Source organism: Shewanella sp. MF05956, assembly GCF_059758055.1.
Map to the genome: position 1 here is coordinate 52402 of NZ_JCAYNV010000001.1, position 21231 is coordinate 73632.

General features: G+C 42.8%; 19 protein-coding genes. 9 read left to right on the forward strand and 10 right to left on the reverse strand.

Going from position 1 to position 21231, the window contains the following annotated elements; translation table 11 throughout:
- The first annotated feature begins 87 nt into the window (after positions 1-87).
- Both AC19MX_RS00255 and AC19MX_RS00260 read left to right on the forward strand, forming a co-directional pair.
- Entirely contained in the window at positions 88-1548 is a 1461-nt protein-coding gene (locus AC19MX_RS00255) for a carbon starvation CstA family protein (protein WP_432402740.1), read from the forward strand.
- Positions 1549-1656: 108 nt separating this feature from the next.
- A complete protein-coding gene (locus tag AC19MX_RS00260) occupies positions 1657-2022 on the forward strand; it encodes a VF530 family protein (protein WP_432402738.1) in 366 nt (121 codons plus the stop codon).
- A 153-nt stretch (positions 2023-2175) separates the two neighbouring features.
- Here AC19MX_RS00260 and AC19MX_RS00265 read toward each other — a convergent pair whose 3' ends face one another.
- The 3 genes from AC19MX_RS00265 to AC19MX_RS00275 are packed head-to-tail and all read right to left on the reverse strand — an operon-like array spanning position 2176 to position 4104.
- Positions 2176-3048 carry a hypothetical protein gene (locus AC19MX_RS00265; protein WP_432402736.1) on the reverse strand — a complete coding sequence of 291 codons (873 nt, stop codon included), beginning with the start codon at positions 3046-3048 and terminating at the stop codon, positions 2176-2178.
- Between the two features lie 53 nt (positions 3049-3101).
- A complete protein-coding gene (gene ribA, locus AC19MX_RS00270) occupies positions 3102-3710 on the reverse strand; it encodes a GTP cyclohydrolase II (RefSeq protein WP_432402734.1) in 609 nt (202 codons plus the stop codon).
- A gap of 37 nt (positions 3711-3747) precedes the next feature.
- Complete coding sequence (locus tag AC19MX_RS00275) at positions 3748-4104, reverse strand: YibL family ribosome-associated protein (protein WP_432402732.1); 357 nt, start codon at positions 4102-4104, stop codon at positions 3748-3750.
- Between the two features lie 365 nt (positions 4105-4469).
- Between AC19MX_RS00275 and AC19MX_RS00280 the strand changes: the two genes are divergently transcribed.
- Positions 4470-6920 carry a TonB-dependent receptor gene (locus AC19MX_RS00280; protein ID WP_432402730.1) on the forward strand — a complete coding sequence of 817 codons (2451 nt, stop codon included), beginning with the start codon at positions 4470-4472 and terminating at the stop codon, positions 6918-6920.
- A 166-nt stretch (positions 6921-7086) separates the two neighbouring features.
- Positions 7087-8325 carry an NADH:flavin oxidoreductase/NADH oxidase family protein gene (locus AC19MX_RS00285; protein WP_432402728.1) on the forward strand — a complete coding sequence of 413 codons (1239 nt, stop codon included), beginning with the start codon at positions 7087-7089 and terminating at the stop codon, positions 8323-8325.
- Here AC19MX_RS00285 and nrdG read toward each other — a convergent pair.
- The 3 genes from nrdG to rssA all read right to left on the reverse strand — a co-directional run bounded on the left by nrdG (position 8312) and on the right by rssA (position 12061).
- Positions 8312-8782 (reverse strand): anaerobic ribonucleoside-triphosphate reductase-activating protein, encoded by a 471-nt coding sequence (gene nrdG, locus AC19MX_RS00290; protein WP_432402726.1) that lies wholly within the window; start codon positions 8780-8782, stop codon positions 8312-8314. The genes AC19MX_RS00285 and nrdG overlap by 14 nt on opposite strands.
- On the reverse strand, positions 8782-10899 hold the full coding sequence (nrdD, locus tag AC19MX_RS00295) for an anaerobic ribonucleoside-triphosphate reductase (RefSeq protein WP_432402724.1): 2118 nt from the start codon (positions 10897-10899) through the stop codon (positions 8782-8784). Before nrdD ends, nrdG begins: the two co-directional genes overlap by 1 nt.
- A gap of 217 nt (positions 10900-11116) precedes the next feature.
- Complete coding sequence (gene rssA, locus AC19MX_RS00300; RefSeq protein WP_432402722.1) at positions 11117-12061, reverse strand: patatin-like phospholipase RssA; 945 nt, start codon at positions 12059-12061, stop codon at positions 11117-11119.
- Positions 12062-12250: 189 nt separating this feature from the next.
- Here rssA and AC19MX_RS00305 point away from each other — a divergent pair, with 189 nt between their 5' ends.
- The 4 genes from AC19MX_RS00305 (at position 12251) to AC19MX_RS00320 (ending at position 15932) form a co-directional block, all read left to right on the forward strand.
- The gene (locus AC19MX_RS00305) at positions 12251-13606 is read left to right on the forward strand and encodes a DEAD/DEAH box helicase (RefSeq protein WP_432402720.1); all 1356 of its coding nucleotides are present in this window, start codon (positions 12251-12253) and stop codon (positions 13604-13606) included.
- Between the two features lie 135 nt (positions 13607-13741).
- Positions 13742-14179 carry a DUF3010 family protein gene (locus tag AC19MX_RS00310; RefSeq protein ID WP_432402718.1) on the forward strand — a complete coding sequence of 146 codons (438 nt, stop codon included), beginning with the start codon at positions 13742-13744 and terminating at the stop codon, positions 14177-14179.
- A 206-nt stretch (positions 14180-14385) separates the two neighbouring features.
- On the forward strand, positions 14386-14940 hold the full coding sequence (locus AC19MX_RS00315; protein ID WP_432402839.1) for a YgjP-like metallopeptidase domain-containing protein: 555 nt from the start codon (positions 14386-14388) through the stop codon (positions 14938-14940).
- A 332-nt stretch (positions 14941-15272) separates the two neighbouring features.
- Positions 15273-15932: a nitroreductase family protein gene (locus AC19MX_RS00320; protein WP_432402716.1), complete on the forward strand. Its 660-nt coding sequence runs from the start codon at positions 15273-15275 to the stop codon at positions 15930-15932.
- A 119-nt stretch (positions 15933-16051) separates the two neighbouring features.
- On the opposite strand, the gene AC19MX_RS00325 is transcribed toward AC19MX_RS00320, so the two are convergent.
- Both AC19MX_RS00325 and AC19MX_RS00330 read right to left on the reverse strand, forming a co-directional pair.
- A complete protein-coding gene (locus AC19MX_RS00325; protein ID WP_432402714.1) occupies positions 16052-16426 on the reverse strand; it encodes a VOC family protein in 375 nt (124 codons plus the stop codon).
- Positions 16427-16547: 121 nt separating this feature from the next.
- Complete coding sequence (locus tag AC19MX_RS00330; protein ID WP_432402712.1) at positions 16548-17342, reverse strand: hypothetical protein; 795 nt, start codon at positions 17340-17342, stop codon at positions 16548-16550.
- A 477-nt stretch (positions 17343-17819) separates the two neighbouring features.
- Here AC19MX_RS00330 and AC19MX_RS00335 point away from each other — a divergent pair, with 477 nt between their 5' ends.
- The gene (locus tag AC19MX_RS00335; RefSeq protein ID WP_432402710.1) at positions 17820-19085 is read left to right on the forward strand and encodes an MFS transporter; all 1266 of its coding nucleotides are present in this window, start codon (positions 17820-17822) and stop codon (positions 19083-19085) included.
- 106 nt (positions 19086-19191) lie between these two features.
- Here AC19MX_RS00335 and AC19MX_RS00340 read toward each other — a convergent pair whose 3' ends face one another.
- Positions 19192-19608, reverse strand: a complete 417-nt coding sequence (locus tag AC19MX_RS00340) for a VOC family protein (RefSeq protein ID WP_432402708.1) — start codon at positions 19606-19608, stop codon at positions 19192-19194.
- 272 nt (positions 19609-19880) lie between these two features.
- A complete protein-coding gene (locus AC19MX_RS00345; protein WP_432402706.1) occupies positions 19881-21206 on the reverse strand; it encodes an IS4 family transposase in 1326 nt (441 codons plus the stop codon).
- Positions 21207-21231: the final 25 nt, after the last annotated feature.

Consider the following 21231-nt stretch of genomic DNA (forward strand, 5'->3'; position numbering starts at 1 on the left):
GTCAATTAAACCTGTTACCGAGTTTGACCCCTATTAGACACTAAGATGCATTAACCTTGTCTTACTATATTTATGGGGAGATATAAAATGACTTGGTTTCTACTCTGTGTTGGTTTACTCATTGGTGGGTATTTTATTTACGGGGCTTTTGTCGAAAAAGTATTCGGCATTAACACTCAACGACAAACACCTGCTTTTACTCAGACTGATGGTGTCGATTTTGTGCCTATGTCTAAAGGTAAAGTCTATTTAATTCAATTATTGAACATTGCTGGCGTGGGCCCTATTTTTGGCCCCATTTTAGGGGCGTTATATGGTCCAGCCGCCATGTTATGGATTGTGTTGGGTTGTATATTTGCAGGTGCTGTACACGATTACTTTTCAGGTATGTTGTCGGTTCGTAATAACGGCCAATCAGTGCCTAACCTAGCCGGTAAATATTTAGGTAAAAACGCAAAACACTTTATGAACCTGTTTGCGATTATCTTATTATTACTCGTCGGTGTGGTATTTATCTCTGCGCCAGCAGGCTTACTCAGTAAATTAACCGGGTTTGATGTAACCATATTTGTCGGCATTATTTTCTGCTACTACCTTATTGCTACCATCGTACCCATCGACAAAATCATTGGCCGTTTTTACCCTTTCTTTGGCGCACTGTTAGTGTTTATGTCTCTTGGCTTAACCATCGCATTAATGCTGTCAACTGAACACACCATGCTACCTGGTTTTGAAATGGGTGACTTCTTCACTAACCTTAATCCTAACGATATGCCATTATGGCCTGCGCTGTTCATCACCATCGCGTGTGGTGCAGTATCAGGATTCCATGCTACGCAATCTCCATTAATGGCGCGTTGTGTTGAAAACGAATCAAACGGTCGCTTTGTGTTTTTTGGTGCCATGATTGGTGAGGGTGTTATCGCACTGATTTGGTGTGCTATTGCATTGTCATTCTTTGGTGGTGTTGAAGGCCTTAATGCGGGTATGGCAGGCAACCCTGCAAACGTAGTATACGAAGCATCAAATGGGTTACTTGGCGCATTTGGTGGTTTCTTAGCTATCCTCGGTGTCATTGTACTGCCTATCACTTCTGGTGATACCGCGTTCCGCTCTGCTCGCTTAATCTTGGCTGAGTTCTTTAACATCAAACAAGTTGCACTGCCTAAACGCCTAGTGCTAGCGCTACCATTGTTTGCCATCGGTGCAATATTAACCCAAGTCGACTTCGGTATTATCTGGCGCTACTTTGGTGTCGCTAACCAAACCACGGCAGTGTTAATGCTGTGGACCGCTGCAGCATACTTGCTGCGCCATAATAAATTCCACTGGATATGTACGGTTCCGGCAATGTTTATGACCTGTGTGGTAATAAGTTTTATGCTTAACTCATCAACGTTAGGAGCAGGCTTACCCATGACAGTATCAACGGTTGCTGGCATGGTAACCACAGCGATTATTGCGGCACTGATTATTATTAAAACCAAAGGTAAAGGTGATATTGATTCAGACGATGAAGACAGCATCAATTTAGCCAACGAACAGTAATACTTACATCATCAGCAAAACGGCAGCCTCGACTGCCGTTTTGCATTGATATCACTTTGGCAGCAATGTGGGTATAATATTGGCAAATTTAATTAGCTCTCACGGCCCATGACACAAGCAAACAACCCACTTCACGGCATAAAGCTGGAAACTATTGTTACCGAACTGGTTGAAAAATACGGTTGGGAAGAACTCGGCTCGAGGATCAACATCCAGTGTTTTAAAGACAATCCGAGTGTAAAATCGAGTTTAAAGTTTTTACGCAAAACACAGTGGGCACGTGACAAAGTTGAATACTTGTACCTTAGAGTAAACAAGTTACCTTTACCGCCACCTAAAGATGACTCTCGCAGGTCCGCGTCTAAGCCTCAACATGCTGCGGCTAAAAAGCCTCAAACGGTTAAATCGCCAACCAGCAAATCAACCGATACACCGGGTAAGCCTGTCAATGCCAACATTTGGGGCAACGGATAATAGATAAACAAAAAAGTGCTGAATATTCAGCACTTTTTTTGTTTACGTTTCGGCTATTGATGTCTTTTAAATGCACACTCTTACAGTGTAAATATTTAAAGTGTAATTAATTACACTTTAAATAATGTAACGCCCATCACCCGTTTAAATAGTCTATAACGGGAATTCAAAAATCAAGCGCCATACTTTTAAACCGCCGCCGACTTGATAACTTAACCCGATATGATCAATTTCAACACTGTCTAAGCCAATAGCCGAAAAATTAATCGGTTTAGAGAAAGCCAAAGTCGAGCCGATTTCATAAGTGTATGACGTTAGGACATTTTCACCGACTGGCGTGACAAACTTAAGTTGGTTAAAGTACCAGTGCCCTGCAACAAACACTCTCGGTTCAACCCGAATATCATCCCATTGCCAATCGTAATTCAAGGCAAAATCAATACCTGTTTTTAGCACCGAATAACCTTCAGTGCTGTCGTTTTGATTGCTCTTATAACCTGCATAGTAAAGACGATTAACCCACACAGGGCTGTATTCAGCGGAGCCGAAACGATACAGGCTCGACAAGCCAGTAGAGTAAATACCCACATGACTATGGGTCGAAAAGTTATGACCGTATCCCAAATCCACGTAAGACTCTAACGTCAATTGGTCGTCCACCAGCCAATGATATTCAATACCAGGAGTCAGAGTTAGCGTACCGACGCTTTTAGGAAAACTACCACCAGGCAAGTCATTAAAAGAATAATCAAAAAAACCAAATGATGCCGTTAAGCGTAATTTCAACAGATGATCGTCAGACTCTTCAAGATCAAAGCCTAAAGGAATATTCACCACAGCCGCACTTTGCCCAGAGGTGCGATAAATACCGCTGCCTAAATAATTGGCGAAAGCGTAGTGTGAAGCATCGGGTTCGGAGGTTATCTCTTCTGCGGCAGCAGCATGATGAGTCGTCAAGATGGAAGGTAAAACGAGTGCAGAAACAAGCCAAGCTGAACGTAAAAAACGACACGATGATAAACCCACAAGACTATGATGTCGCCTTTGATTTATCACCATATCGTTATTGTTCGATCTGCTTATTCGTCGTTGAAATGGTATTCAGACATCATATGACCAAGTTCAGTTGATTTGGTCTTCAAATATGACTCGTTGTACCGATTTTTACCCACTTGCAGTGGAATACGTTCAGAGACTTCAATACCTGCATTTTGCATCGCCATGACTTTACGCGGATTATTGGTCATTAGGCTGACTTTTTCTACGCCAATTTTTTTTAGCATAGGTAAAATCATGTCGTACTTACGCATATCGGCTTCAAAGCCTAAACGCTCATTGGCTTCAACGGTATTGGCACCGGCATCTTGTAATTCGTAAGCACGGATTTTATTCAACAAACCAATACCACGACCTTCTTGGCGAAGGTACAGCAAAAAGCCTTGACCTTTTTCTGCAATGTTCTGCATCGCAGCCTGTAATTGAAAACCACAATCACAGCGCAAGCTGAATAATGCATCCCCTGTTAAGCACTCAGAATGAATACGACCTAACATAGCTTGAGTGGGATCAAGTTGACCAAATGTCAATGCAACGTGTTCTTTACCTGTCGCGGTTTCTTCAAAACCGTGCATGTCAAAAACACCCCAAGGAGTGGGTAATTTAGATGTTGCGATATATTTTATCGACATGAATTAACCTTACGACAACTAACTGTAAAAGAAAATATTAAAACTTAGCAGGGGCAAAACCAGTCACTTCTTTAATGCCCATTTCGCGGCCTAATGCCGTCATTGGATGCACCACAATCAGACCTTTTACAGACTTATTCAATTTGCCCATATCAGCTTGTTCAGCTTTCGTTAATGAACGCTTGAAGCCAAGTGTTTTTAACGCTGTGCCTTCTTTACTTAACTCACGAGTTTGCTGGCCTTTAGTGCTGGCAATACGCTTAGTTACAGTGGCGATCTCTTTCTTAAACTGCATGATAACCGTGGCATCACCACGTTGTTCAGCCGCTGCTAATTTACGACGAAACTTGTCTAACTTATCATTTAATGTTTGCAGTTCTTGCTTTAAATTCATTTGGTTACCTTAAATACTTTGGTGTGTTATTGAATAGGCTACTTAGTTGTATACCTCACAACACCTTTTCGGATGCAGATTATATACCCAAACCCACCTAATATGCGACAACCAAACACTGCATATATGAATCAGCCAACAACTTTATGCCTCTCAAGTGTCATGTTAAACAATGATTTTAAAAAAAAGGCAACGCCCTAAAACACCCTTTTTATTTATCCAGTGCTTATTCTACAACCAAACCGGATAAACATTGTGCAGTCTCGCGTTCTCGCAAACGTTTTTATCACATTTATGTGTAAACCTCATTGCAATCTTTATGATAATCATTATCATTCGCAGCAATTCCATCAAAGGTATCCGTTATGACATCGCTAAGACTCTCGCTACTGGCTATTGCCTGCCAAAGTGTTTTATTTCCTGTTTATGCTCAAGACTCAACGCCAACAGAATCAAATACTCCAACTCAAGCATCATCTGAGGATTATGAACGCATTACCGTATATGGTCGCCAAAACCAAGTGGTAATGAATTCTGGCCTTGCAACGAAATCAGATATGTCGCTGATGGAAACCCCCGCTGCGGTAGTGATTGTTGACGAAGCATTAATCGATGCCCAAGGCGTCAGTAACATGCAAGATTTAATTCGTAATATCAGTGGTGTGACCCAAGCGGGTAATAACTACGGTATTGGTGACAACCTCGTCATTCGAGGCCTAGGAGCAAACTACACCTATGACGGCATGTATGGTGGCGCAGGACTTGGCAACACCTTTAACCCTACCCGTTCGCTCACTAATGTCAGTTCAGTTGAAGTGTTAAAAGGCCCTGCAACCGGATTGTACGGAATGGGAAGCGCTGGCGGCGTAATGAATTTAATAGAAAAGAAGCCAGAGTTTGTCAGTAAGCATGTTATGGAAGCTGAAGTGGGTCAATGGGACACATATTCATTTATGGCTGATAGCACAGGTGCTGTCACTGACGATGTCGCCTATCGTGTGGTAGCCAAAAGTGCTCGCAGTGACGGATACCGCGATTTAGGAACCGACCGCGACGAAGTCTACGGCTCGCTAAAGTTTGTGTTGAACGACAATCAAAACCTCATGCTGTCTACCGCTTACATAAACGATTCTATTCCCGTAGATTCCATTGGCCACCCAATCCGGATTTATAATGCGGCTTCTGTTGATGGTAAAACGGCAGACAAGGTAAGTTGGCAAGATTTGGTTAATGACCCTACCAGCAGTGGCGTGCAGCTTACCGATGAGCAGCGTCAACAACTGGCTAATTCACTGAGTGCATCAGATGGTGAAACACCTTACGATTTTGGTCACAATGGCTTAATTTCACCAATGGCAAAAGATAACGAAGGTGAAGAGTTACGTTTCAAACTGACTCACAACATTTACTTAACCGATAACCTGTTTTTAAACCAACAATTGCAATACCGAAATTATGAAACCAGTTTTGCTCGCCAAACTGGCGCGTATAACTACGTGTATTGGGAACGAAATGGCATCATTAACCAAGACCCACGCGCGCCGTTAGTTGAAGATGAAGTGTTATATCCTTACGCCGCTCGCCGTCAGGAGTATCGTAAAGTTTCTGCCGATGAACAATCTTGGCAATACTTTGCTGACTTACGTTACGACTTTGACATTGGCAATATCGAAAACGAACTACTGATTAATGCTAACTTTGAAGACCGCACAATTCGCTTCAAACAATACTCAATTTGGGATGCCGATTACGTATTAAAAGACAGCAATGGCGATGTATCTTACCAAGGTACCCTGCCATACATTTACGATATTCGTAACCCCAACTGGGCCGAAGGCGAATTTGAAGATTACGATCCATTACTGACCAGTAATTACAATAAAACCGTCACCGCATGGGGGTTAGGCGTACAACATGTCGGATACCTTGGTGCTGGCTTTACCAGCCGTATTGGGGTGGCATTTAATGAAATTAAGCAAACCTATGAACATCTCGGTGTTGATTCCCGTTACAGCTCAAGCTTAGCTGAGCCACAACCAGAAGCGGACACAACAGATAACGGAATTACCTTCAATCTTGGCTTAACGTATATGCCAACGGATGATGTTTCAATTTTCGTTAATCACTCTAAAGGTCGTACAGCCTACAGTGTGTTGGGCGATGTTACCGGCAATGAAGCCGACCGCGAAGACTCAGAATCGGTCAGTAATGACTTAGGCGTGCGTTTCAAAGCGTTTGATGATCAACTATTAGCCTCATTAGTCTTTTTTAAATCATCACGGACTAATATTGCCTACAGTAACCCTGACTACGACAGCAGTGCGGTAACCTCTACAATAGACCCTTATTTTTACGACGGCAGTGAAGATACTAAAGGCGTCGAGCTCGATTTAAATGCCAATTTAAATGAACAGTGGAAAGTGAACGTTAATGGCGTTTACCAAGATGCTCGCGACAATCAAGATCCTAATAGCAGTGATTATGGTCAACACCAGAAAGGCGTGCCATACCTTACAGCAAGTGCCTGGGTGACTTATGCAGCAGAACTGAGTTTACCCGCGCCAGTATCGGTAAGCTTAGGGGCTGAATATGTCGGTGAACGCAGCACCAACTCAAGCTCATTTGGTATTCCAGACGGTTATGTGCCAAGTTACACCGTATTTGACACGGCCATCAGCTATGATGTTGAACGGTATAAAATTCAGCTCAATATTAATAACTTACTTAACAAGTCATATTACGACAAAGCCATGTTCCTAGGCGGTTTACCTGGCGAAGAACGTAACGCTAAGTTAACGGTAACCTACCGTATCTAATCAACACCACTCAACACAACACAACACACTGCCAGCACGTGACCGTGCTTGGCAGTGTTTTTGTTTATGGGGGTATTACTTTATGATGACGGGCATTAATCAACCTGAACTCAGGTTAATCAATAAAGAGGGATAATCTACTCCCCTTCATTAAGGACAATATTTAATGGCCGACAGTTTAGTTAACTCATATACCTTGCCTAACGGTGGCATCATCCCTAACCGTGTTGCCAAAGCCGCCATGGAAGAAAATCTTGCCAATGCAAAACAACAACCTGATAGCGCGCTGCTTGCACTTTACGATGCGTGGGCAAAAGGTGGCGTGGGTTTAATGATTACCGGTAATGTCATGGTTGACCGTTATGCCATGACAGGTCCTGGTGGCGTCGCGTTAGAGGCCGATAGTGATATAGCGCCATTTACACAGTGGGCCAGCATTGCTAAGCAAAAACAGGCCCGAGTGTGGATGCAAATAAACCACCCTGGCAGACAAGTGTTTAAAGCCATGGGCGGTAAAAACCTAGCGCCGTCGGCTATCGCATTAGATTTAGGCAAGCATTCATCGATGTTTTCACAGCCTAAAGCCATGACTCATGATGATATTTATGATGTGATTAACCGCTTTGTGACCACAGCGAGTTTGGCCCAACAAGCAGGCTTTGATGGTGTGCAAATCCATGCTGCCCACGGTTATTTACTCGCACAATTTTTGTCACCGCTCACTAACAAGCGCAGCGATGAATGGGGCGGCAGTCTTGAAAATAGATCAAAGTTACTGCTTGAAGTGGTTAAGCAAGTCAGGCTGCGCTGCGGAGATAAATTTGATATCGCAGTTAAGCTTAATTCAGCTGACTTTCAACGAGGCGGTTTTGATATTGACGATGCCGAAAAAGTCATTGCTATGCTGGCGCAATATCAGGTTGATATGGTGGAATTATCTGGCGGCAGTTATGAAGCACCGGCCATGCAAGGCAGAAGTGCAGACGAACGAACCCTCGCCCGCGAAGCTTATTTTCTCAGTTTAACCAGCCAATTAGTGGCAAGTTCGCCCATTCCATTAATGTTAACCGGAGGCATTCGGCGTAAAGCCGTTGCCGAACAAGTGCTCGATGCAGGCTTTGCATTATGTGGCATTGCCAGTGCACTGGCATTTTACCCTAGCTTAGTAAACACCTGGCAAACTCAGCCCGACTTTACGCCAGAGTTACCGAGAGTCGACTGGCAAAGTAAGCCGTTGGCGGGATTAGCGACGATGGCCATCATTAAACGTCAATTAAGACGTATGAGCCAGGGACACACACCACAAACCGATGATTCACCAGTGTGGAGTTTATTGGTCGATCAATTTAAAACCAAACAACGGACAAAACGTTATCGCAAGATGCTCGGGATCACTCACGGGTAAATCGATGCACAATCTGATTACTGCTTCCGCGCCACAATAGCGCGGGATCAGCATTTTCTTGCTCAAACTTACCGTCAATCAATACATCAACAAGTGCAACCACAGCTTGTTGCGCCTCGCTTAACTCATCAAGCTGATAACCGCTCCACAGCCAAATGTCTTTGTCTGGACATTCTTGCCTAACCCGTTTAACTAATTGGAGTATGGTTTCAACATTAACAGGATGCAGTGGATCGCCACCGCTCAACGTTAAGCCTCGACGCTTTATGCGGTTATCATTTAAATCTGCAATAATTTGATCTTCAAGCGCTTGAATATATAGGTGGCCAGCATCAGGTCGCCAGGTGTTTTGGTTATAACACCCTTTACACGCATGTTCACACCCACTGACAAATAACGTACAGCGGGTGCCCTCGCCATTGACTACATCAACACTGTGATAAGCACTGTAATGCATTACAAATGTTTCACTCTGCGTTTAACTTCTTCTTGTTTACCAAAATTAAATGGTCTTGCATCTGGGCTGCCTAAATAGCCACATACCCGGCGAGTCACCGACACACGGCTCGGCTCATGGTTGCCACACTTGGGGCAAACAAAACCTTTGCTGGTACAATTAAACTCACCAATAAAGCCGCAATCATAACATTCATCAATGGGAGTATTGGTGCCGTAATAAGGCACTCGGTTGTAACTGTAATCCCACACGTTTTCTAATGCTTCAATGTTATGTTGCATATTGGGGTATTCGCCGTAGCAAATAAACCCACCATTAGCGATTGCCGGATAAGGCTGTTCAAAATCAATTTTATCGAACGGGTTAACTTTTTTCTCAACATCTAAATGGAAGCTATTAGTGTAATAGCCTTTATCGGTCACGCCCGCAACGACGCCAAATTGTGCGGTATCAAGCTGACAAAAACGGCTGCATAGATTTTCGCTTGGGGTGCTGTATAGGCTAAAACCATAACCGGTTTCTTGTTTCCAGGATTCGGTAGCTTGCTTGAGCTTACTGATAATCGCCACCGCTTTATCGCGAAGTGCAGCATCATCAAACACATGTTTATCAGCACCATAAATGGCATTGATGGTTTCGTGCAAACCAATAAAGCCTAATGAAATAGACGCGCGGCCATTTTTAAAAATTTCACTGACATCATCATCCGCTTTTAAGCGAACGCCACACGCACCTTCCATATATAAAATCGGTGCAACACGGGCTTTAACGCCTTCTAAACGGGCAATACGGGTATCGAGCGCTTTACGAGCGATTAATAAACGTTTTTCAAGTAACTGATAAAAACGTTGCTCATCGTTATCTGCCTCTAAGGCAATACGCGGTAAGTTTAAGCTCACCACGCCGAGGTTGTTACGCCCTTCATGCACCAGTTGCCCGTTTTCTTCATAGGCGCCTAAAAAGGAGCGACAACCCATTGGAGTTTTAAACGAACCGGTGACTTTGACCACTTGCTCATAATTTAAAATATCGGGGTACATGCGCATACTTGAACATGTGAGCGCCATTTTTTTAATGCCGTAATTAATGTCAGTTGCTTTATGGTTAACGCCATCTTTAATCGCAAATACCAATTTAGGGAACACTGCTGTTTTGCGGTTTTTTCCAAGGCCAGCCATGCGCACTGTGAGCATCGATTGTTGGATTAACCGCGATTCCCATGAGGTCCCTAATCCAAAGCCAAAGGTCACAAAGGGTGTTTGTCCGTTAGCGGTATGTAAGGTGTTGACCTCATACTCTAAAGACTGGAAGGCATCGTGACATTCTTTCTCGGTTTGCGTCATCGCAAAACCTTCTTCATCGGCTACTTGCCACTTTTTCGCCACTGCAAGGTGTTTTTGATAACTTTTTTGCACAAACTCAGCTAACACTTCATCGATGCGATTAATGGTTGTGCCACCATAAATATGGCTCGCCACCTGGGCAATAATTTGCGCCGTGACCGCTGTCGCAGTCGAAATGGATTTAGGCGTGTCAATTTCAGCATTACCCATTTTAAAGCCATGAGTTAACATGCCTGCTAAATCAATCAACATACAGTTAAACATCGGGAAAAATGGCGCGTAGTCTAAATCGTGATAATGGATTTCGCCTTTTTCATGGGCGGCGACCACATCTTTTGGGAGCAAATGCGTTTTGGCGTAATGCTTAGCCACAATTCCGGCTAACAAGTCACGTTGAGTGGGAATCACCTTGGCGTCTTTATTGGCATTTTCGTTTAAAATGGCACTGTCAGACTGTTCAACTAAGCCACGAATAGCGCAATTTAATTTACTTTGTGCTTCACGGTGTTTATCGCGATCATGGCGATATTCAATGTAATGGCGCGCAACAGATTTGAATGGACCCGACATTAACAAGACTTCAACGGCATCTTGTAAGTCATGAATATCTACCTGGGCTTTATCAGCCATTTGCGCTTGTACCGTTTCAGCCAATTCAAGTGCATATTTGTGATCTGCTTGCCCCGCAGAATCCATTGCAGCCACTACCGCATCTTTAATACGACTTGCGTCAAACGCAGTACGGCATCCGTCCCTTTTCACCACAACAAGCATACAATCCACCTTTTCAGAATGCCGCAACAAACACCATATATCGGCGCAGCAGTATCAATAAACACTATATGCTGTGTATTAGGCGCTATATTGGGCGAAGCTTCTTTGATCCAGATCATAAGAAAGCAGACTGATGGGTATAACATTAAGCGAGGTAGTCAAACACTAAATTGGCGAGAGGCAGGCCACCTCACTACCTGTGGCCTGCTGTAAGAAATTAATGTCCTGCTAACGTTGCTTTAAGTAAATGGGCAATATCGTGTACCGCGGCCTCACCCGCTTTAATGGCTTCTTTAGCACGATGAAACTCCATTGTGCCAATATCAAACACTTCAGGCACGATGCAAATATCTGGTGGCTCACCCATTAAACGAGACCGTTTATGGCGCTGCTCTAAAATGTCCATCGACTGTGACATCACCGCGATCATTCCTGGATGAGACTTGCCTCCTCCGAGCGAAAATTTATCGGTCAAGCCGCTCATATAATCTTTGCCTTTGCCCCACAAATCCATAAAGCCTGATTCTAACTGCTTTTTCTCTTCTATCGGTTCAGAAGGTTTAGGCACGCGGCTTTTGACTTGTTCAGGCAACATGTGCATATGGCCGCGGCGATGACCATTTAAGTCAACTGCAATAACAATATCGACGCCCATGGCACGGCACAAAGACACCGGCACAGGATTAACCACCGCACCGTCGACTAACCAGCGGTGGTCTTGTTGTACTGGTGGTAAAAAACCCGGCATCGAGCACGATGCTCGCACGGCATGGCGTAAATCTCCTTCTCTAAACCAAATTTCCTGACCAGAATATAAATCAGTCGCCACTGCGGCAAAGGGCCGCTTGAGCTGTTCAATGTTAAGATCGCCAATACGGCCCGCTAAAACATCAAACACTTTTTCACCACTGATTAAGCCGCCTTTACGCCAACCTAAATCCATTAATCCGAGCACATCCCAACTAGAGAAACCGCTCACCCAGGTTTCAAGTTCGGCTAAATGATCATTTGCGTATGCCGCGCCCACTAATGCGCCCACAGAGCAACCGGCTATTTTATCTGGATAAATATCTAATGCGGCTAAGCCTTTTAAGACCCCAATATGCGCCCACCCTTTTGCGGCGCCGCTGCCTAATGCTAATCCTACAGTCAGCTTTGTCATCGTTAATCCTTTCAAGCGAGGAATTTATTCACACGTCATTACTCATTGAATCACTTGTTGATGTTCAAAATCAAAATTTCAACCTAAATGAGTGATGTCAAAAAATAGCATAACCAAAGCGACTCTTGTTGGCTATAGCACAGTGAAACCGCTATAATCCGTGGCTATCATTTTTTAGGGGATTTACCTTTGCAATTTACCGATTTTCAATTGGACAAGCGTCTGCTTGACAGTTTAAAGCACCTTGGCATTACCACGCCTACCGATGTTCAAGCGCAAGCACTGCCCATTGCCTTATCTGGTAAAGATTTAATGGCCTCGTCTAAAACGGGTTCAGGTAAAACCTTAGCGTTTTTATTACCCGCTATGCAACGCGTTATCTCGACTCGCGCCTTGTCTAAAAAAGACCCACGCGTATTGGTATTGTTACCCACTCGCGAATTAGCTCAACAAGTATATGGTCAACTGCGTTTATTGGTGGCCAACACCCAATACAAAGCAATCAGTGTATTAGGCGGCGAAAACTTTAACGACCAGGCTAAAGCATTGGCTCGCGATCCGCATTTTATTGTCGCTACGCCAGGTCGTATTGCCGATCACTTACAGCAACGTCACCTCTTTTTAAATGGGCTTGAGCTGCTGGTACTTGATGAAGCAGACCGTATGCTCGACTTAGGTTTTGCGCCGCAGTTAAAAGCCATTAACGATGCTGCCGATCATAAGCGTCGACAAACGTTGATGTTCTCTGCCACGCTAGATCACGACAGCATTAACGAAATTGCTGCTACGTTGCTTAAATCACCGAGCCATGTGGCCATTGGTGAGTCTTATTCTGAGCATAAAGACATTGAACAGCGCATTATTTTGGTAGACCATTTAGACCATAAACAAGCATTGCTGCAGCATATTCTGAAGCAAGAACAACACAAGCAAGTGATTGTGTTTACTGCAACACGCTCTGATACCGACCGTTTAGCAACATTATTAGCTGCAGAAGGTTTTGCCACCTCTGCATTGAGCGGTGACTTAAAGCAATCTGCACGTAATCAGATTATGGACAAGTTTGCTCGGGGACAGTCACAAATATTGGTTACTACTGACGTCGCGTCTCGCGGTCTTGATTTAGTCAACGTGTCATTAGTGATTAACTTTGACATGCCAAAATTTGCTGAAGAATACGTACACCGTATCGGTCGTACTGGCCGTGCTGGTGCTAAAGGTGATGCGATATCATTTGTTGGCCCTAAAGATTGGGACAGCTTTAAAAAAGTGCAGCTATTTTTACGTAAAAACTTTGATCTGACTGTCATTGAAGGCATGAAAGCTAAGTTCAGTGGCCTAAAAGACAAACCTACCACAGGCAAAGCGGACAGCGTACAACCTCGTGATGCGGTGAGCGGTAAAGCAAAAGTGGCGAAAAAGGCCAAAGCAGCACCTAAGCGTGATAAACGCTTTATTACCGGTGTTGACGTAGGTGATGCGCCAATGCGCCGTAAAGCCAAACCCATTCAAATTATTGAAGAAGACAACAGCTCAGAAGACTAACTATCTTAAACTTGGGATAATAAACGTCTTTTAAGTAAACAACATTAAGGGTTGCGCATCACCATTTGTGCAACTCAATGCATAACGACACGTTCGCTATACGCCTACGTGCAGTACAAAACAGTAAGGATTAACATGAAAATTTGTGGTGTAGAATTAAAAGGCGGCGAAGCCATTATCAGTATGCTGACCTATGAAGGTGAAACCTATAACGTGCCAGCATGCCGTAAAATCTCATTTAGCGTATCAAACTCTAGCGAAACAGAATCTATCCGTGAATTTCACTTTGCTTTTCATAAGTTGATGGAAGATTACCGAGTCGATCAAATTGTGATTATTGAGCGTGAACAAAAAGGAAAGTTTGCTGGCAGTGCGACCAGCTTTAAACTTGAAGCGTCAATTCAAATCACTGACCTTCCAGTACACCTTATTTCACCTGTTGCCATTAAAGAACAGTTAAAGCGTAATCCACCGCAGGTTGATTTTGAATCGTTAGACTTAAAGCGTGTACAACAAAACGCATTCGATGTGGCTTATGTACAACATAACCGCATTATTTTTGGTAAAGCGTAAGCCTGTCACATTATGGCGTTACTGCAAATTGATCAGTAACGCCACTATCATGCCTTTATCATTCGCTGCTCATTTCATTTAATGACTCGCACCATTTAATTAGCACCCAAGTTGCCCTCATGTCAGACAGCAAACCCAAAAGCCGCCAAGCTCCGCCAAAAATGCCACTTAACGCTGCTAGTCAAGCATTAAAGCCCAAAACAGATATGAGCAAGCTCATCACCAGCGCCGACATTAAACAGCGTCAAAGTGAACTTAGTGCATTACGCTTTTTGAGTGGTTATCGCGCTGACATCGTCGAGCAAATACGACAATTGGTTGATACCAATGCATTAGGCGCACACTTTTTAAGTCGCTACCCGCGCGTGCACGATATCCGTACTGACAAAGCCTTGTATGATATGACCATCGAGTTGAAAAACACTTATATGCGTCAATCAGATCCATTAGCAAAAGTAATTTTTGATGAAAAAATTAATGTCAGCCATCACGCACTTGGGTTGCATTCTTATGTCAATCGCCGCCAGGGCAACAAAGTTAAAGCTAAAAATGAAATCCGCATATCTTCACGTTTAAAGCACATCCCTTTTGAACTGCTGCAAATGGTGGTGGTGCATGAACTCGCTCACCTGCGTGAAAAAGACCACAATAAGGCCTTCTATCAATTATGTACTTTTATGCTGCCAGACTATCACCAGTATGAGTTTGATATGCGGGTATGGCTGGTCGCCGAAGAAGCGGGGCAATCTCCTTACGCGTAAGCCTCGCGTATTAAGCACCCCTTCACACCTTGTAAGGCCAACTGCCTGCTAACAATAATCCTCTCACTAACACCTATCTCTTATTTGCACACTTAACTCTAATGAGTGACATCTTCGCTTAACATTTGGTTATAAATACCCTTGTTGCTGTGTCGTTAGACAGCTTATTGTGGAGCTATTTATCCATAATGATTGGACGATATGAATATGTCTATTCGGCGTGATGACCTTTATTATCCACACAACTTAGAAAGCAACAGGCTTTAGTTCGCTATCACTATTCGTTTATAAAACATCAAAGTGTGTGCTTAAATATTAATGTGGAGAAAAACATGTCTCATCAAATCATTCAAGATCTTAACAACCGCTATACTGCAAAAAAATATGACCCAAGCAAACGTATATCTGTTGAAGATATGGACGTGCTAAAAGAAGCAATGCGTTTATCTGCCTCTTCAATTAATGCACAACCATGGAAATTTATCATTATTGAAAGTGATGAAGCCAAACAGCGTTTTCATGACACATATGCCAACATGTATCAATTTAACCAACACCATGCAAAAGCGGCATCACATATTATTTTATTTGCTTACAATCCTCGTTTTACTAAAGAACAGTACAAAAAAGTAGTGGATATCGAAGTCAGCTCAGGCCATTTACCGGCAGAGATGTTTGATAATATGCTCAATGGTGGGTTTACCTTTGCAGAGGTAAATACTGATGAAAGTGGTTATAACGGCTACTGGACTAAAGCACAAACCTACATAGCCTTAGGTAATACTTTGCATGTACTGGCACGTTTAGGGATTGATTCAACCCCGATGGAAGGTGTCGATGCCACCTTAATTGGTAAAGAGTTTGAACAGGAATTAGAGGGTTATGTATGTGACGTGGCCTTAGCAATGGGTTACCACATGGATGGCGAAGACTATAATCACGGTCTACCTAAAGCACGTTTAGCACTTGAAGATATCTTCATCGAGTTATAACTGATTATGATGGGGTTAATGCGACAACACATCGCTTAGCCCCTTATTAACATCACGATAACGTCATTACACCTAACCACAACGCATTATAGTAAACTCTGGTAGTGGCTCGCTCCGGTTTATGAATTAACTCGCCAAGGCGGATTTAAACGATTTTCACCCGCCCAATAAAGCTTTAGCTTATTGCCACTCGGGTCAAACAATATCGCCTCACGCCATAAATAGGCTTCATCTTTGGGTAACTGAGCAAACTCAATGCCTTTTGCTAGCAAGTCATCTACCCAGCTATCTAACTCAGCATGTTCGAAGTAAATCACCGCGCCATTCATCGTCGATTCAGGCGCTAATGATAACGAAAACGAACTCTGCCCCATCGGGCATTCAAAGCGCGCATAATGTGGCGTATCAACGATTAAGGTAAACCCCAATAATTGATAAAACGCCACCGCCTTATCCATATTTGACACAGGTAATGTCACTTGATTGAGATTCATAGCTTCCTCAAATTAATTGTTTTTTGTAAGATGAAGGTTAGGTAGACATCTGTAAACCAACAACTTCATAATGGTTACTTCATGACTATCGCACCTTAATAAGCAGTAGTTCTAAATGCCATTATGGTTTGATAATCGCATTCATAACCGGAACAAAATGCAGTTGTCCACCAATGAAAATCACTCTCTCTTTATTCGCAAGTGCCGTTTTAAGCTTTGTCACAGCGTTAAGATCTCTAAACTCATTTATACGGTCTTTAATTGCTTGGAACTTCGAGAACTCAATAGTGTTAAGTTGAGCATCGAAAATATCAGCCGTAGTAAACTCATTCCATGAAATCGTTTTACCAACCATTGACGATAACATACTGTTTAGCTGTTCAATTGAATGTGGCTTCGAAAGGATTTGATACTCTTGAGCAGGAAAACCAGACTCTCCCAATAATGACGTCATTTTCTCAGTCGCCTCAGCAAGGTTAGCATGGTTAAATAATTGAGGAGCCTGTCTTAACAGATAAAAAATCTTCACGCTTTCACTATCAAATTTATCCAAGATAAACCGAGCTTCACTTAGACTATCACCTTCCCAAGTTGATACTTTGACATTATTATTTTTCGCTAAAAACTGTATAAAACCCATTTCACCACAGCACTCAACTGCGGCTGACTGGCTCGCTTTATCTGGCCAAAATCCGCCCTCTAAAAGGATTAACGAAGGATTAAGTTCATAAAATAAGTTTTCGATATCAACTAATTGAAGATCATTGATATTGTTTGTATGCGTTGTACCAATAATCATATACCCAGCATCTAATGACCTTAACAACGAAATATTTGATTGTGGTTTATAGTTATCTCCCGCTAAAGCCGGTCCAGTCAATATCCAAAATACCCATAAAATTAATGATTTTCTCACTTTCACTTCCCTGTACATAAAACGACTCATAAAAGGTTTTTGATAAACCATCCTACTGGTTAATATCGCCGCTATAAGCTTCAATTTCAATAACCAATGTTCATATTCCCTGGCTTAAATGATTCATTATGCGTGTGACTATATTGCTCAATATAAGTGCAATATAAATAAAATCCCTACCGAGTTGGTGCTATGAAGTTAATCTCATCGTGATAGTCAAAAACTAATCGTCTGATAATATTAAATAAAAAGCAATCCCAATAGTTGGCATAAATCTTCCAACCTTAATGAAGCTGATAAGCTCATCTAACAGTAGCAGTCGCTTATTAGCTCGCTAGTCATAGTCGAGTTGCACAACAATAGCATCAACATAGCAACACACAGGATTAAAATCCGCTTAGAAAAACCTGAATTTAATACTACAAATATTGGCTCACCGTATACCAGTGTATATGCCATAGCAGCCTTTGGAGTAACATGTTAAACGCGTTAATCCCAATTTCAGCGTTACTGATATCGAATGCCTTCCTATTACTGGGCCATGGTTTATTACTTACTTTACTGCCCATTGCAGCGAGTGAATTAGGATTCAGCGATACGCAAGTGGCATTAACCGGTTCTGCTTACTTTCTAGGTTTTGTCTCAGGTTGCTTAGCAACACCGTACATGCTGAAGCGAGTGGGCCATATACGTAGCTTTGCAGTGCTCGCAACATGCTACTCCGTGGTCATATTAGTATTCCCTTTATTACCAGAGTTTTATAGTTGGATGTTGTTACGATTCCTGATTGGAGTGGTGATTTCTGGCTTGTATATGATTATCGAAAGTTGGTTAAACGGTACATCTACAGCAAGTAATCGAGGTTCAATACTGTCTATTTACACCACATTAAATTTAGTCATGGTGATGTGTGGTCAGCAGTTGTTTAACTTGGGCAGTGCAAGGGAATCCATGCTGTTCGGTTTAGCGGCTATATTCATATCCATTGCGATAATCCCAGTATCATTGACTCGTTCATCTGCGCCCGCGGTCGTAAAACAAGTGACCTTAAATATGGCCAAAGTGTGGAAACACTCTCATGTCGCGCTGATTGGCGCCGTAGTAGCGGGGTTTGTTACTGGTGCATTTTGGGCTTTGGCCCCTATTTACGCTAAAGATAATGGTTTTGACAGTATTCAATTAGGCGCATTTTTATCCGCTACCGTGCTTGGTGGGGCCTGCTTTCAAGTGCCATTAGGTAAATTATCTGACCGTTTTGATCGACGAAGTGTATTGATGTTTACCGCGCTAGCCGGTGCTTTTGTGTCATTATTATTTATCGGTCTTCCCTATGTTGTCAGTACCTTTGGCGGCTGGCCGGCAGCTATTTCGGCCTTTTTTTGGGGAGGAACCTGTATGACGTTGTACGCGATATGCTTAGCTCACGCTAACGACAACGCGACCTCAGAAGACTTTGTTGAAATAAGCAGTGCCATGCTCATCACACTTGGCTTATCGTCTGCCATCGGGGCACCAATCGCATCACTTGCTATGGGGCTAATAGGTGCTCAAGGGTTATACGCCTTTACCAGCATATGCCTCGCCACCTTTTTTATCATCGTGTTATTGAGACGCCGTAGCCACACACTCTCTTCAACGCTCGAAACCAAAGAAAGCTTTCGCGCTGTGACAGATATGGCCAGCCCAACGGCTTATGAAATGGATCCAAGAACAGAAGCAGATGCAGAGAATGTTAGGCCATAAATGCAGCGGATAAACCCGTAATCTGAAATGACAATGTATGAATAATATTGTAGCAAGAACAATGGATAAATAGCATTACAGGTTACAGGCAGCAATCAGTTGATACCTACCTTTTTGCCATTGGATGATCAGGATTTAGCTGAAGTAAATCCCATAAATTGCCGTATAAATCTTCAAACACCGCAACGGTACCGTAGTCTTGTTCTTGCGGCTCACGCACAAAGTGAATACCAATCGATTTCATCCGCTTGTAATCGCGCCAAAAGTCATCGGTATTCAAAAAGATGAACACACGGCCGCCAGTTTGATTACCAATAAAATCCTGTTGTTCAGGCTTTGAAGCCTTAGCCAATAATATCGCAGTGCCATGTGAGTTTGGCGGCGCGACAACAACCCAGCGTTTATCTTGTTCCGGCTGATAAGTATCTTCGATAAGCTCAAAGTTTAATTTGTTTACATAAAAATCGATTGCGTCATCGTAATCTTTTACCACGAGGGCAATATGAACAATATTCTGTTTCATTGTGTTACCTAACGTTGCCCTTTAGGGACGAGTATTGAAATATTCACACTAGAACCGTTCTGCTATTGCGACAATGTTAGCCCACAAGAGTTACCGCTATATTTGGGGTCTGCTTTGTTCTTTGTTCTTTGTTCTTTGTTCTTTGTTCTTTGTTCTTTGTTCTTTGTGCACTAACATAAATCGCACTCTGGCTTTTGTCGATACTAATACCGAGCCGATGGCGGCAGTGTGAAAAACCGACATAAAAAATGCAGCACTTAGGCTAATGCCGTTCACTTAAGGTGAGCGGCATTTTTTCTTTTTGCCACCGGGTAGCCATTTTTACTGACTTTTAGGCACCTCGGATAACTTCTTTCTCGTCTACCTTCTAGCTTAAACTGTTTAGCATTTCTCTCTATGTCTAAAATAAATCTCGGGACATTTCCTGGGGCATATAACGGCATATTGGTGAGCTGATTGATAATATGAGATGAGGCATCTCGAAAGCTCAGTTGATTTGGAAATACGCTTTTAAGCGACTTGGCCATTAAAATCATTTTATAACGTATTAAATTATAAGCTAATAATAACCCCCATAACTCCTGGTGTATCAGCTCTGGAAGGTTGCTTCTCAGCGTAAATCGACTTTCAAGCATATACTGCTTCATCTCTCGATATCCTAGCTCTATTTCCCAGCGGTGAGCATATAAATCAACAATTTCAGCACTAGGATAAGCCATCGGGTCAAGCATTGAACTCAGGATACTGACCTGTTTACCTTTTATCTGACGAGTCGTTAATCTGGCTTCGATTGTGAATGGTAAATCAGGACGCTTCTTTCTCGATTGGGGTGTTGTACTTAGCCTGACAAGCTTATCGTGTTTACCTAGACTGCGGATTTCTTCGTATTGAGTGCCTTTTTTTAACGGTAATAACCAATGGCAGTTGACGCCTTTAGCGCGCCAATCGTGTAATAAACCCAGCGAGTAAAAGCCTTTATCAAACAAGGTTAAGCTGTTGTCGGGCACGCTTTTGATAAGCTTAGCGGCTAAATTCATTTCATTTTCAGCCACACTGTCAAATACACTATCAACAAGCAAGTGACTACTCAGTTCCATCATACAAACCATGCGAACTTGAGGGTAACCTGATTCACTCGCTTTGTTTGCCGTACGTGCAAAAGCCGCACTATTCTCTTTCGTTTCAGGAGTCCTCCAGACTACACCGTCAACGCCATATAGGTTCAAACCACACCAATGAGGATGTTCAGCACGTTGATGCCAAGTGGCGGCAGAACGATGGAATATATCGCGAACGACATCACTTCCCAGTTTTTTTCTGGCCTGTGTGACTGCACTTCTTGCGACATAATCAACCTCTTGTGGCAGGACAATATCAAGCTTATTAATCAATTGACGAACGGATTCATTGCGAAATAAAGACATACCAATAACAGCCCAAACCATAGCGTCCATAGGGAGTTTTCGTCGTCTTAATGTGGCAACACCGTTAGAGTCTAGGCAAGATTGAATAATATCGGGCTCAAGGACATCAGCAAGGCATGAGAACTCTGTTAGGCGGTTAATTGAAGTGCGGGCTAATGCTTCTGAAAGTTCCATAAAAAAATCCGATAATGAAGATTAT

Excerpts from the sequence above, each read along its gene's own strand:
- AC19MX_RS00280 (WP_432402730.1), top strand. The coding sequence starts at position 4,470 with ATGACATCGCTAAGACTCTCGCTACTGGCTATTGCCTGCCAAAGTGTT.
- AC19MX_RS00335 (WP_432402710.1), top strand. The coding sequence starts at position 17,820 with ATGTTAAACGCGTTAATCCCAATTTCAGCGTTACTGATATCGAATGCC.
- AC19MX_RS00310 (WP_432402718.1), top strand. The coding sequence starts at position 13,742 with ATGAAAATTTGTGGTGTAGAATTAAAAGGCGGCGAAGCCATTATCAGT.
- nrdD (WP_432402724.1), bottom strand. The coding sequence starts at position 10,899 with ATGCTTGTTGTGGTGAAAAGGGACGGATGCCGTACTGCGTTTGACGCA.
- AC19MX_RS00340 (WP_432402708.1), bottom strand. The coding sequence starts at position 19,608 with ATGAAACAGAATATTGTTCATATTGCCCTCGTGGTAAAAGATTACGAT.
- AC19MX_RS00275 (WP_432402732.1), bottom strand. The coding sequence starts at position 4,104 with ATGAATTTAAAGCAAGAACTGCAAACATTAAATGATAAGTTAGACAAG.
- AC19MX_RS00285 (WP_432402728.1), top strand. The coding sequence starts at position 7,087 with ATGGCCGACAGTTTAGTTAACTCATATACCTTGCCTAACGGTGGCATC.
- AC19MX_RS00320 (WP_432402716.1), top strand. The coding sequence starts at position 15,273 with ATGTCTCATCAAATCATTCAAGATCTTAACAACCGCTATACTGCAAAA.
- AC19MX_RS00315 (WP_432402839.1), top strand. The coding sequence starts at position 14,386 with ATGAGCAAGCTCATCACCAGCGCCGACATTAAACAGCGTCAAAGTGAA.
- rssA (WP_432402722.1), bottom strand. The coding sequence starts at position 12,061 with ATGACAAAGCTGACTGTAGGATTAGCATTAGGCAGCGGCGCCGCAAAA.
- nrdG (WP_432402726.1), bottom strand. The coding sequence starts at position 8,782 with ATGCATTACAGTGCTTATCACAGTGTTGATGTAGTCAATGGCGAGGGC.
- AC19MX_RS00255 (WP_432402740.1), top strand. The coding sequence starts at position 88 with ATGACTTGGTTTCTACTCTGTGTTGGTTTACTCATTGGTGGGTATTTT.
- AC19MX_RS00325 (WP_432402714.1), bottom strand. The coding sequence starts at position 16,426 with ATGAATCTCAATCAAGTGACATTACCTGTGTCAAATATGGATAAGGCG.
- AC19MX_RS00260 (WP_432402738.1), top strand. The coding sequence starts at position 1,657 with ATGACACAAGCAAACAACCCACTTCACGGCATAAAGCTGGAAACTATT.
- ribA (WP_432402734.1), bottom strand. The coding sequence starts at position 3,710 with ATGTCGATAAAATATATCGCAACATCTAAATTACCCACTCCTTGGGGT.
- AC19MX_RS00345 (WP_432402706.1), bottom strand. The coding sequence starts at position 21,206 with ATGGAACTTTCAGAAGCATTAGCCCGCACTTCAATTAACCGCCTAACA.